General features: G+C 52.0%; 12 protein-coding genes and 2 pseudogenes. 3 read left to right on the forward strand and 11 right to left on the reverse strand.

Going from position 1 to position 12,839, the window contains the following annotated elements:
* Nucleotides 1-137 precede the first annotated feature (137 nt).
* The 3 genes from lsrR to ACLJPQ_RS19900 all read left to right on the forward strand — a co-directional run bounded on the left by lsrR (nucleotide 138) and on the right by ACLJPQ_RS19900 (nucleotide 3,140).
* Entirely contained in the window at nucleotides 138-1,097 is a 960-nt protein-coding gene (gene lsrR / locus ACLJPQ_RS19890) for a transcriptional regulator LsrR (RefSeq protein WP_001283049.1), read from the forward strand.
* Nucleotides 1,098-1,183: 86 nt separating this feature from the next.
* Nucleotides 1,184-2,776, forward strand: coding sequence for an autoinducer-2 kinase (lsrK, locus tag ACLJPQ_RS19895; protein ID WP_000113084.1), 1,593 nt, complete (start codon nucleotides 1,184-1,186; stop codon nucleotides 2,774-2,776).
* Between the two features lie 13 nt (nucleotides 2,777-2,789).
* A complete protein-coding gene (locus ACLJPQ_RS19900) occupies nucleotides 2,790-3,140 on the forward strand; it encodes a cupin domain-containing protein (RefSeq protein WP_001173080.1) in 351 nt (116 codons plus the stop codon).
* Between the two features lie 89 nt (nucleotides 3,141-3,229).
* Here the strand turns inward: ACLJPQ_RS19900 and ACLJPQ_RS19905 are convergent.
* The 11 genes and pseudogenes from ACLJPQ_RS19905 to cpxP form a co-directional block, all read right to left on the reverse strand.
* A pseudogene (locus ACLJPQ_RS19905) lies at nucleotides 3,230-3,370 on the reverse strand (CDP-diacylglycerol diphosphatase); the annotation flags it as partial.
* 51 nt (nucleotides 3,371-3,421) lie between these two features.
* Nucleotides 3,422-3,547, reverse strand: a pseudogene (locus ACLJPQ_RS19910) (hypothetical protein); the annotation flags it as partial.
* 97 nt (nucleotides 3,548-3,644) lie between these two features.
* A complete protein-coding gene (locus ACLJPQ_RS19915) occupies nucleotides 3,645-4,367 on the reverse strand; it encodes a GntR family transcriptional regulator (RefSeq protein ID WP_001528882.1) in 723 nt (240 codons plus the stop codon).
* 62 nt (nucleotides 4,368-4,429) lie between these two features.
* Nucleotides 4,430-5,470: an ADP-ribosylglycohydrolase family protein gene (locus ACLJPQ_RS19920; protein WP_080185078.1), complete on the reverse strand. Its 1,041-nt coding sequence runs from the start codon at nucleotides 5,468-5,470 to the stop codon at nucleotides 4,430-4,432.
* A gap of 9 nt (nucleotides 5,471-5,479) precedes the next feature.
* Complete coding sequence (locus tag ACLJPQ_RS19925) at nucleotides 5,480-6,439, reverse strand: aminoimidazole riboside kinase (RefSeq protein WP_023216597.1); 960 nt, start codon at nucleotides 6,437-6,439, stop codon at nucleotides 5,480-5,482.
* Nucleotides 6,440-6,449: 10 nt separating this feature from the next.
* Nucleotides 6,450-7,784: an MFS transporter gene (locus ACLJPQ_RS19930; protein WP_000777314.1), complete on the reverse strand. Its 1,335-nt coding sequence runs from the start codon at nucleotides 7,782-7,784 to the stop codon at nucleotides 6,450-6,452.
* Nucleotides 7,785-8,048: 264 nt separating this feature from the next.
* The gene (locus tag ACLJPQ_RS19935) at nucleotides 8,049-8,804 is read right to left on the reverse strand and encodes a CDP-diacylglycerol diphosphatase (protein WP_000750756.1); all 756 of its coding nucleotides are present in this window, start codon (nucleotides 8,802-8,804) and stop codon (nucleotides 8,049-8,051) included.
* 100 nt (nucleotides 8,805-8,904) lie between these two features.
* Complete coding sequence (locus ACLJPQ_RS19940; RefSeq protein WP_000758711.1) at nucleotides 8,905-9,894, reverse strand: sulfate ABC transporter substrate-binding protein; 990 nt, start codon at nucleotides 9,892-9,894, stop codon at nucleotides 8,905-8,907.
* Between the two features lie 203 nt (nucleotides 9,895-10,097).
* Entirely contained in the window at nucleotides 10,098-11,060 is a 963-nt protein-coding gene (gene pfkA, locus ACLJPQ_RS19945; protein WP_000591793.1) for a 6-phosphofructokinase, read from the reverse strand.
* Nucleotides 11,061-11,244: 184 nt separating this feature from the next.
* Entirely contained in the window at nucleotides 11,245-12,147 is a 903-nt protein-coding gene (fieF, locus tag ACLJPQ_RS19950; RefSeq protein WP_001077321.1) for a CDF family cation-efflux transporter FieF, read from the reverse strand.
* Between the two features lie 147 nt (nucleotides 12,148-12,294).
* Nucleotides 12,295-12,795 carry a cell-envelope stress modulator CpxP gene (gene cpxP / locus ACLJPQ_RS19955; protein WP_001233463.1) on the reverse strand — a complete coding sequence of 167 codons (501 nt, stop codon included), beginning with the start codon at nucleotides 12,793-12,795 and terminating at the stop codon, nucleotides 12,295-12,297.
* Nucleotides 12,796-12,839 lie beyond the last annotated feature (44 nt).

Raw genomic sequence — 12,839 nt, forward strand, 5'->3', positions numbered from 1 at the left:
TGAATAAATGAATTTTTAGATGATAAATGTTCAGATTTGACGCGTTTTTGTGGCGTTAATCACGGTTATTTCGGAGTGATAACTGAACAATTGTGTTAATGATTTAGAAATGTTCAAAGTAAAGCCAGGTTATGACAATGAGCGATAATACGTTGGTATCTGATTATGGAATGTGCGAAGAAGAGCAGGTGGCGCGTATTGCCTGGTTCTACTATCACGATGGATTGACGCAGAGTGAAATCAGCGAGCGTCTGGGGCTAACCCGGCTGAAGGTTTCTCGTCTGCTGGAGAAAGGGCATCAGTCCGGTATTATTCGCGTACAAATCAACTCCCGCTTCGAAGGGTGTCTTGAGTATGAAAATGCCTTGCGCAACCACTTCGCATTGCAGAATATCCGCGTGCTGCCGGCATTACCCGATGCCGATATTGGTCTGCGCTTAGGAATCGGCGCCGCCCATATGTTGATGGAGTCACTGCGGCCACAGCAACTGCTGGCCGTCGGCTTTGGCGAAGCCACGATGACCACATTAAAACGCCTCAGCGGATTTATCTCGGCGCAACAAATCCGACTGGTCACGTTATCCGGCGGCGTGGGGCCGTATATGACCGGAATAGGCCAGCTTGATGCCGCTTGTAGCGTAAGTATTATGCCCGCGCCGCTGCGCGCATCATCGCAGGAAATTGCCTGCACGCTGCGCAATGAAAATAGCGTGCGGGATGTGATGCTCACAGCGCAAGCTGCCGATGCCGCCATCGTGGGGATTGGGGCAATTAACCAGAAAGATCAAGCCAGTATCTTAAAATCCGGCTATATCACTCAGGGTGAACAACTCATGATTGGCCGCAAAGGCGCAGTAGGCGATATTCTGGGCTATTTTTTTGATGCTCATGGCGAAATTATTCCAGACATCAAAATCCATAACGAATTAATTGGCCTGAAGTTAAATTCACTTTCCACGATCCCAACCGTGATTGGCGTCGCCGGCGGCGAACAAAAAGCAGAAGCTATTATTGCCGCTATGCGCGGTAACTATATCAATGCGCTGGTTACCGATCAGAAAACCGCAGGAAAAATAATTCAACTTATTGAAAAATAAAAAATAAAATAACACTTACCTCAATTCAATAAACAATAACTGACAGGATTTTATGTAACGATGTAAAAATAGCCGAGGATAAAAAAATGGCTCGACTCTGTACCCATACTGAATCAGGACATTACCTGATGGCTCTTGACGCCGGTACCGGTAGCGTCAGAGCAGTAATTTTTGATCTACAAGGAAAGCAAATAGCTGTCGGTCAAGCGGAATGGCAGCATCTGGCCGTGCCGGATGTGCCTGGTTCGATGGAGTTTGATCTTGCCAAAAACTGGCAACTGGCTTGCCAGTGTATCCGTCAGGCACTACAGAAAGCCGCCATTCCTGCAACGGCTATCGCTGCCGTATCGGCCTGCTCGATGCGTGAAGGCATTGTTATTTATGACAGTAACGGCGAACCAATTTGGGCCTGCGCTAATGTTGACGCCCGCGCGGCGCACGAAGTCAGTGAATTAAAAGAGCTGCACGATAACACCTTTGAGGAGGAAGTTTATCGTTGCTCCGGGCAAACGCTGGCGCTCAGCGCTATTCCGCGTCTGCTCTGGCTTGCCCACCATCGTCCGGATATTTATCATCGCGCGTCAACCGTCACTATGATCAGCGACTGGATGGCCTTTATGCTCAGCGGCGAACTGGCGGTCGATCCCTCCAACGCAGGCACGACGGGGTTATTGGATCTGGTGACCCGCAACTGGAAACGTAGTCTGTTACAGATGGCGGGCCTGCGTTCTGACATTCTCTCGCCGGTAAAAGAAACCGGGACGCTGCTCGGTCACATTTCACAGAAAGCGGCTGAACAGTGCGACCTGCAAGCGGGTACGCCGGTCATCGTTGGCGGCGGCGATGTGCAGTTAGGCTGTCTGGGGCTGGGCGTCGTACGCCCGGCGCAAACGGCCGTGCTGGGCGGAACCTTCTGGCAACAGGTGGTCAATCTTCCCGCGCCGGTCACCGACCCAAACATGAACGTTCGCATCAATCCTCATGTGATCCCCGGTATGGTACAAACCGAGTCTATTAGCTTTTTTACTGGGTTAACGATGCGTTGGTTCCGCGACGCCTTTTGCGCCGAGGAAAAACTAATCGCTGAAAGGTTAGGTATTGATGCGTATTCCCTGCTGGAAGATATGGCCAGCCGGGTTCCTCCCGGCGCGTACGGTGTGATGCCCATCTTCTCTGACGTTATGCGTTTTAAACGCTGGTACCATGCCGCGCCGTCGTTTATCAATCTGTCTATCGATCCTGAAAAGTGTAATAAAGCGACCCTATTTCGCGCGCTGGAAGAGAATGCCGCCATTGTTTCCGCCTGCAATTTACAGCAAATTGCCGCGTTTTCCGGCGTACAGGCCGACTCGCTGGTTTTTGCCGGCGGAGGATCTAAAGGCAAATTATGGAGCCAAATCCTTGCCGACGTTACGGGACTCACCGTTCACGTACCTGTCGTCAAAGAAGCTACCGCGTTAGGGTGCGCTATTGCCGCAGGCGTTGGCGTGGGTATCTGGCCATCGCTGGCGGAAACGGGAGAAAAGCTAGTGCGCTGGGATCGGGAGCATAAACCTAATCCTGAAAATTTCGCTGTCTACCAGCAGGCCAGAGAAAAATGGCAGGCCGTTTATCAGGATCAACGCGCGCTGGTCGATGGTGGCTTAACGACATCCCTCTGGAAAGCGCCAGGCCTGTAACAGGAGAATAAGCATGCAAAAAACGAATGAGAAGAATCATGAATACCGCTTTGGCGATAATGGCCCTAAATACTTAATCCGTGGGCCGGGCTGCGATATGGGCGTCGTCATACTACAACCAGGGCAGTCATTCCCTAACCATCGCCATAATACCGCTTGTGAGATTTTTTATACCCTAAGCGGTGAAGTGTGCCTGTATCTGGAAGGAACACCTCATATCCTGCAAACTGGAGATGTTTTACAGTGCGAACCTGGGGAGGCGCATTATCTCATTAATAACGGCGATAAACCCTGGAAAGGCGTGTTTATTAAATCGCCGCATCTGGAAAATGACAGCCACCCCGCAGATCCACCGGCCTGGTAACGCCCGCGCCATCGCCAGATTTTGCCGGATAGCGCCACGAGAGCCTTGTCCGGCCTCCAAACGGCATTCGTTAATGCAATATCAAGCTGTCATTTGATGACCTGTTGGTTCAAGATATCACACTGATGATCCTGAATTTCCTCGGCAGAAGCGCGATTGAAGATCAGTAAATTACGCTCGGTCGCCAGCAGGACAAAAGAGCCATCGCTTTGGCGTATCACCGCCAGCGCGATACATCACAGCATCCCCGCCCGCGCAGGAACTTTCCCTGGTCCCATCGCCACCACAGCAGCAAAAAATAGCAGTGCGGTCATAAACTCCGGCAGTAGCGAAGTCGCCCACAGAAGGATAGTAACGCCAACCATGATGAAAGGAAGGAACAGAGGATGGGGCAACCAGAGCGACATACCTGTCTCCTGACGATTTTTTCAGCAAGAATACGACGGACAGTCAGGCAGGTAAACGCCAGATATAGTGGGGTTATCGCAGGATTAAGCGGACAGATCAGTGATAATGAATTTCACCAAAGTATTCAGACAGCACGTAATAGCGGCAATACTCAAAAGGGCTGTCCTTCCCGGCCTGAAACGTCTGTCTGGCGACGGATAACAGCGGTTTATTGGCGGCGATTTGCAATTTTTCGCACAGGTCAGCGGAAGGTAAAATCGCCTCAACTTTTTCTATCGCCGAGTCGCTTGTGACGTTTAATAACGAATAAAGCGACGTATGCTCCAGCGCCTGCGGTGTAAGTTGCAGATCGGGAAAGAAGCTGAGATCGAGATAGATCTTTTCATGGTTAAACGGACGGTTATTCAGACAACGAATACGCGAAATATAGAGATAGTGATGCTGTGCGGGCAGGCTCAAGCCATCTGCCTGGGCATCGCGCGCGCGGCGCGGCGCGATTTCCAGAATACGGTTCTCAATCGCCACGCTGGCGTCCTGGAGATCGCGGGTAATACCGCGAAACGTGTGCCCGTAGCTCACGCCTTCCGGTACCGAGCACACCACCGAACCACTCCCGCGCTGCGACGAAATAATGCCCGCATTGATCAATTCGCTCCAGGCCTGTTTAACCACAATCAGCGAGACGTTGTAGGATCTGGCAATCTCTTTTTGCGTCGGCAGCTGGCTGCCTAAAGGCAGGGATCCATTTTGGATCTGCTGACAGATGATAAAAAATAGTTGCTTATAAAGCGGAGTAAAGCTCGTTTTATCAACCTGCAAGCTGCGCACCTCACGTCTTCGCCAGCAGGGGACGTTTTACCGTCCCCGGCAGGGTGAAGTCGCTACCCTGCGATTTGCCTGGCCAGTTCTGCCAAATCGAAATGATTCATACGATCCAAAGTCGTTAAATAATCGGCGGGAAAAGCCTCCACGCCATGGAATGCGCCGGAAATCGCCCCAACCATGGTGGCGACAGTATCAGTATCATTGCCGATATTAACGCCGGAGATAATAGCATCTACGGCAGAATTCGGACAACACGCGAACAGGCCAAAGGCCGCCGGCACCGCTTCACTCACGTGCAGCCCGGAGCCAATAATATCGGCAATATCCACTATCGCCGTTTCCCAATGGCGATGACGTTTACCGATATCCACGGCCAGTTCAATGCGTCGGGCAACGGAAGGCCCGGCGACCATCATCGCCCCTTGCTCCTGCGCCAGCAGATAGCCTCTTTGCGCGCCGTAAATACCGGCGGCAATAATGCTGTCTGCGTTGGTCTGCGCTCTTAACGCCTCGCTGGTTGCCGCCGCCATCGCCGCTGCGCCGGACATCGCCAGCACGTTATTATGCGTAAAACGGCAAATCTGCAGTGCGCAGTCAATCGCCGCGTCAATATCACCCGGATGCAGCACCGCCGCTGGCCAAATCTTCATGGCCGCGCCGTTGGTGGCTTCGGCATTACCCTTATTAATGATCTGTACCGATTGTTTTTCGCCTTCCAGCTCGCCCTGCAAAGAGGCGCGATTATCATTAAATATCGCTTTCATTGCCGCACGCGTCGTCGGACCGGTAAAGTTGGCGTAGAAAGGATAATCCAGCCACTGCTGAAAAGCCTCGCGCATCGCCTCGTCGCTGACCTGGCGTTGATGGCGCAGCAGCGCATCCATGATGTACTTCGCCTGAATAAAATCATCCGTGCACATCCCCGCTTCATTGCAGCGGCCAAACGTGTCCGCAGGCGGTTTTTGAAAGGTCGTCACCCAGCCGCCAAAATAGTCTTTTATCTGCTGCTGGGTGCGTACTTCCGTCGCGGCTCCCATCGCGTCCGCGGCGGCGGCGCCAACCAGGCATCCCAGTATTTTGTTTTGATCAACGTGCATGATGACTCCTTATTTCACGGTCATGGCTTGTGCCAGCGAATGGCTGGAAAGAAAAGTGTTTAGCTGGTCGGGAAACGGTAAAGCGGTCATTGCGCCCTTTGCCGTCACCGCCATAGCGCCACAGGCGTTGGCATTGCTGATGGCCTCCGCCAGCAGGGCATGGTTCCAGCAATTTGCGCGGGAAAGGGTGAACAGCAGGCCGCCGACAAAAGCATCACCGGCTCCCGTGGTATCAACAACATCGACGCGCGGTGCGGGGAAATGGAATTCCCCCTCGGCGGTAATCAACAGCGCGCCATCGGCCCCCAGCGAAATGATCGTGGTGTCGCAGCCCAGATCGCGCAGGTAATAACGCGCATCCTGCCAGTGGCTGGCCCCGCTGAGCTGGCACAGCTCATCTGCCGAGACTTTGCAGATAGAAGCCAGCGCGGCGGACCGGGCGATCAGTTCAGGGATTTCATCAGTATTCCCCCACATTTTGCTGCGCAGATTGACGTCAAACAGTACGTAACCACCCGCTTCACGCATTCTTCTCGCTCCCTCAAGGCACGCCTCGCGAGCGGGCCTGTCGGTGAGGCCAATTGAGCTGAAGTAAAACCATTCGTACTGCCTGAACGGCGGCAAATCCTGCGGCGAAACGTAGGTATCAGCCCCCGGATGCACCAGATAGGTAAAGCTGCGCTCCCCATCAGCCGTCAGGTTGACAATCAGCACCGCGCTGGTCAGGTCCGCATCCAGCCGCAGCGAAGAGACATCCACGCCGTTATCCTGGAAAACCTGGCGCAGGAAGCGACCGGCGTCATCATCACCAAGACAACCGATAAAACCGCACTCCCCGCCCAGCCTGGCAACGCATACCCCCACGTTCGCCGACGCTCCGCCGGGACATTTCAGATAGCTGTTCTGTTTTTCCGGCACCAGATCAACGGAGGCATCGCCGATAACCCAAACCTTATTCATGGCCTTCATTTGCGCCTCCTTATGCCTGTTTCTGCGCCAGGGCAAGCTGAATATCTCGATAATATTCATTATTAATCAGATACTTTTTCATAAGCAGCCCAACCGCAAGGTGGAACAGAGCCGGAATGAGCGTCATCATCAGCGCAATACCGGTGAGCGAACGCGCGCTTTGTTCAACATCGGCTTGATAGCCAAAGTGGCTCAGCAGGAATCCGAGTATCCCGCCCGCGATCCCCATCCCAAACTTCTGGAAGAAGAGGATGCCGCCAAACGCCAACCCGGAAACGCGCAGACCGGTTTTCTTTTCTCCGTAATCCACCGCTTCGGCGATAGAGGACCAGAACACCGGCATTTGCATATCGCAGAAGAAATTAATAAGAAAATAGAACGCAAACGCCAGGATAAGATTTTCACGCCCGACGGAGAAATACATCAGCGCGCTCAGGATAAAGGTAATAATCTGGGTGTAGCGGAACATCTTAATTTTGTCCCAGAACTTGGTTATCCAGGTGGTAGCGATCATCGCTAAAATAGAGGCAACGACGCCGGTAGTCAGGAAGGGTGAAATCAGGCTATCTCCGCCGTTCAGATAATACTTGGCGTAATAAGCGGCAACGGAACCGCGAATAACATAACCGCACATCAGCAGCAGAATAACAACGCCGAGAATAATCCACTGATCGTTACGTAACAGGTATTTAAACTGTTTCCCCACCGATAGCGAGGTAATTTCCGGCTCGCTGCGTTCACGCGTGGTAAGAAAACAGAAGATAAACAGCAGCGCACCCATCGCCCCCATCAGCCCCATCGAAAACTGATAGCCCAGCGCCTTGTTGCCCTGCCCCAGCCAGACGGCAAGCATCGGTACGACGATAGTCACCAGGAAAGCGGCAATCTTGGTCATCACAAAACGATAGCCGTTGGCGCTTAACCGTTCGACGGGGTCGCTGGTAATGACGCCAATCATCGAAATATAGGGAATGGTGATCGCGGTATAGACCAGAGTCATCAGAATATAGGTGCCATAAGCCCATGCCAGTTTGGCCATATAAGCCATATCAGGCGTAATAAACATCAAATACACGGCGAAACCAAAAGGAATGGCAAACCACAGCAGCCACGGGCGGTAACGCCCCCAGCGCGTGTTCAGTTTATCGGTCAGAACTCCCATGGCCGGATCGATAATGGCATCAATCATCCGCACAACCACAAACAGTACGCCAACATCAGCGGCGCTCAGGCCGTAGATATCGGTATAGAAATAGGCGAGGAGCAGCTGCATGGCGATAATCACAACGTTTATCGCCATATCTCCCGCGCCGAAGCCGATTTTTTCCACGATAGAAAGTTTCATGTTGATATTCCTTTACGCTTAACAGCGCAAATCTGGTGAACAATTAATGATGTCACTACATGAAATAAAAACGTTTTTATAAATAAGCCGCCTGTCCGACACGCAATGGAGGCTATGAAGAGAGTGTAACCATCCTCAAAAAGATATAAAGGTATACCTTTATATCTTTTGATCGGTTTCACATATTTTTATAGACACGATCTTACCCCGGTTTTAAACCGGGATAAGAATCAATAAGATAATGAGCAGGGGGTGTAACGAAAATCAGCGGGAAGACAAAATGGCGCAACTATGGTCCTGAATCTCTTCCGCCGATGCGCGATTGAAGGTCAGTAAATTACGCTCGGTCGCCAGCAGGACAAAAGAGCCATCGCTTTGGCGTACCACCGCCAGCGCATAGCGTCCCATATGATCGCGCGCTTCCGGCACCTCTTCCGCCAGCATCATAAACGGACTACGCTGCGCCAGTTCGCTCTCGGTTACCCGGCGCGCCAGGTATTCATGCCCCATCAGGTCGCCCGGTAGCGGAAGCCAGCGAGTGCTGATACGCGTGAGATCGTTATCCAGTTGTTCCCGAACGTCAGGACGGATGCAAGAAATATGGATATGCAAATGGTCCTGTGAACGACCAAGCCGCGAATTAATCGCCAGCGAGACCGCGCTATCCGGAATATCATGCCCGTATTTTTTACTCATATAGCCGCGAGCCTGCCAGGCCAGCCAGAAAAAGTTGGGCGTAGCGGGTTCCAGCAATAGCGGGCTTTCTGTACCGTTGATACGGTAGGTGGGCATCAATAAATATTGCAACGGACCGTGACGATCTTTAAAGACGACATAGCCGGCGCGAGGTTTGACTTCCGCGCACGGCGCTGGGTTTTGATGCTGTAACTGATCGGGCAGGCATTGTTCAAGCACGATTTCCCGTAATGCATCAGGGTTGCCGGAAAATTTCCAGTAACCGACGCCCGCCGCGGCGACAATCACTATCACCGCCAGTAAAAAGTAGCCTGTTTTTTTCATGATATGCGTTCCCTGTGACCCATAGACGGGGAAGAGTAACGCAAAATTGTGGCAAAGAAAAAACCCGGTAACATAATACGTTACCGGGTTTATAAACGGTTTAGCGTTTGCTGATTTGGTCGAACGTACCGCCATTAGCGAAGTGATCTTTTTGCGCCTTCGCCCAGCCGCCAAACACCTCGTCAATGGTGAACAGCTTCAGCTTCGGAAACGCATCGTCGTATTTTTTCGCCACGTCAGCATCGCGCGGACGGTAGAAGTTTTTCGCTGCTATCTCCTGCCCTTCCGGCGAGTAGAGATACTTGAGATACGCTTCCGCTACCGCTTTGGTGTCTTTCTTTTCCACCACTTTGTCGACCACGGAAACGGTCGGCTCTGCGAGAATAGATTCACTCGGGGTCACTATCTCGAATTTATCTTTACCCAGTTCATTCGTCGCCAGCAGCGCTTCGTTTTCCCAGGCAATCAGCACATCACCGATACCGCGTTCAACGAAAGTATTGGTTGAGCCGCGCGCGCCGGAGTCCAGCACTTCAACGTTTTTAAACAGGGCTTTGACAAAATCCTGCGCTTTGGCCTGATCGTTATTGTTGTGGTGCAGGGCGTAGCCCCATGCCGCCAGATAGTTCCAGCGTGCGCCGCCAGAGCTTTTCGGGTTTGGCGTAATCACCGACACACCGGGTTTAATCAGATCGTTCCAGTCATGAATTTGTTTTGGATTGCCTTTGCGGACCAGGAAAACGATGGTGGAGGTGTAAGGTGCTGAGTTATCCGGCAGACGCTTAATCCAGTTTTTATCGATACGACCACGTTCCGCAATAGCGTCCACATCGTAAGCCAGCGCCAGCGTCACGACATCGGCTTCAATACCGTTAATAACGGAAGTCGCCTGTTTACCCGAACCGCCGTGCGATTGGCGGATCACGACGTTGTCGCCGGTTTCCTGCTTCCAGTGCGCGCTAAACGCTTTGTTGTACTGCTCGTACAGCTCACGCGTTGGATCGTACGATACGTTAAGTAACTGAATATCCTTTGCCAGAATGCTGGTTGACGCCAGCAATAATGTGAATCCCACGCCCCACTTTTTCATCGCCCGACTCGCTTATGTTGTGTTGTGATGAGCAAAGCGTGCCAGAAAGCGATCCAAACATTAAAGAATAAAAAAAGATTGGCTATAACTTCGAGGAATAAATCTGAGGGATTGCCGGATGGCGGCTAGCGCCTAATCCGGCCTACACGTTTCTGCAACCTGTAGGCCTGATAAGCGTAGCGCCATCAGGCGCGCAAAAACAATCAGTACAGTTTTTTCGCGCACTCCATCCAGTCGCTTTTGAACGGACGCTTCATGTTTTCAATCGCATCGATGATGTCATGATGAACAAGCTGCTCGTTCTGGATACCGACACAACGACCGCCATGGCCTTCCAGCAGCAGGTCAATAGCATACGCGCCCATACGGGAAGCCAGAATGCGATCGTAAGGTACCGGGGAACCACCGCGCTGAATGTGGCCGAGCACCGTCGCACGCGTTTCACGGCCCGTTTCTTTTTCAATAAAGTGCGCCAGCTCGTCAACATCACACATATGTTCGGTGATAGCGACGATAGCGTGTTTTTTCCCTTTCGCGATCCCGGCTTTGATTTCCGCCACCAGATCTTCGCGATTAAATTCAACTTCCGGCACCACGATAAACTCACAGCCGCCAGCAATAGCCGCCGCCAACGTCAGGTCGCCGCAATAACGGCCCATCACCTCAACGATAGAGATACGCTGGTGAGAAGAGGAGGTGTCACGCAGACGGTCAATCGCTTCCACGACAGTGCCGAGAGCAGTGAAGTAGCCGATAGTGTAGTCGGTGCCTTTGATGTCGTTATCGATAGTGCCTGGCAGACCGATGCACGGGAAGCCCATTTCAGTCAGACGTTTTGCACCCATATAAGAACCGTCGCCGCCAATAACTACCAGCGCATCGATACCGCGTTTTTTCAGGTTTTCGATCGCGACAGCGCGAATATTTTCGTCACGGAATTCCGGGAAACGGGCGGAACCGAGGAAAGTACCGCCACGGTTGATCATGTCAGATACGCTGTAACGGTCAAGCTGCACCATACGATCTTCATACAGGCCCAGATAGCCGTCATAAATGCCCATGACTTCCAGCCCTTCCGTCAACGCTGCGCGCACAACACCGCGGATTGCCGCGTTCATGCCCGGCGCATCACCGCCGCTTGTCAACACACCGATTTTCTTAATCATGACTACCTCTGAACTTTGGAATGCAAAATGAAATCTATTGCCGGAAGCCGATTTCGCACTTCGAAACGATCCAACGAATATACAGATAGTATAACAATCCCTTCCTGCTGAATTGATTCAGGTCAGGCCAAATGGCGGTAATTTATACACAAAATGCTGGCCTGGCTCACTTTTTAACAATCAATTATACAAGCTCGAACTTCCTGCCTTCCCTGGGGACGACTGAACAGGGATCCTGATGAATAATGACATCTGAACCCGGAAAACGCCGCAAAATCGCCTGCTCTACCTGGTCAGCCACAAAATGCGCCTGAACGAGCGGCAGATTATCTTCCATTTCCAAATGAATCTGAATAAAGCGAGTCGGCCCTGACTGCCGCGTGCGGAGATCGTGCGCGCCGCTGACTCCCGGCCATGACGTCACGATATCAATAATTTCCTGTCGTTCCGCATCGGGCAGCGCGCGATCCAATAATGACTGCACCGCCTCATACCCCATACGCAACGCGCTATACAAAATATAGATGCCGATACCTAACGCAAACAGGGCATCCGCACGATGCCAACCGTACCAGGATAACCCAAGCGCGATAAGAATCGCTCCGTTCATCATAACATCAGACTGATAATGAAGCATATCCGCCCGTACCGCCTGACTTTGGGTCTTGCGTACCACCCAGCGCTGAAACGTGACCAGTATAATAGTGCATATCAGAGCGATGACGGTAACGCCAATCCCCACGCCGGGGTCGTTCATTGGCGTCGGCTTAATCAGATTCTGGATACTGGTCAAAAACAGAAACAACGCCGAACCGGAAATAAACATACTTTGCGCCAGCGCCGCCAGCGACTCCGCTTTACCGTGCCCAAACGTGTGTTCATCATCTGCGGGTTGCAGCGAATAACGCACGACCAACAAATTCGTCAATGACGCGGCAATATCCACCAGCGAGTCCACCAACGCCGCCAGAATACTCACCGATCCCGTATACCACCACGCAAAAATTTTGATCAAAAGTAACGCTGATGCCATCGCCGTTGCCGCGATAGCCGCCCGGCTAACCAGCCGTCCATAGGTTTGATTCATAAATACTCCCGCTATCTTCTGCCGGTAGTATAACGGATGGTTTAAAACAGTAAGCTAATAACAGAATGACAAACTGGAGATAAAAAAAACCCCCACATCATGTGGGGGAAGACAGGGATGGTGTCTATGGCAAGGAAAACAGGGTTGTTACTGGGAACGTGAGTTGCTACTACTCAATAATTTCAACGATGAACTTTTTTGCCATTGCGCCACGTCGCGCAGTTGCTCCATTCGTTGCTGATGCTTTTCATTCAAAACCGCTTGCTGCTCCGGCGTTAACAGGCGATACATCTGGTTACGCACGCGGGCCATTTCGACCTGGCGGGCAACCTGCTCTTGCGCCATTTTTTCTGCCTGAGCGCGCACAGCGCTTTCATCAAATTTTTCTGCGGTGACAAGCCGATGCATTGTCTCCATTTCGCTAACATTAACAGGAGGCTGTTCGTGCCTTGCCTGTTGCATAAGATCTCGCATCTGCTGACGCTGATGTTCGGTTAAACTTATGCCGTCAAACATATGATTTTGCGCGCTACGCTGCGTGGCCCCGTCACCGGGGTGCCAGTTATCGCTTGTAACAACTTCAGCTGCGTGGCTTAAAAAACTGAATGCCAGCGTTGAGGCCATAACAGCAGCGGTAACTTTGCGCATCGCTTGCTCCCAAAATCTTTTCTGTCGCGATTCAACGAGAGACA

It is taken from the genome of Salmonella sp. SAL04213, assembly GCF_046550535.1.
GTDB classification, from domain to species: domain Bacteria; phylum Pseudomonadota; class Gammaproteobacteria; order Enterobacterales; family Enterobacteriaceae; genus Salmonella; species Salmonella enterica.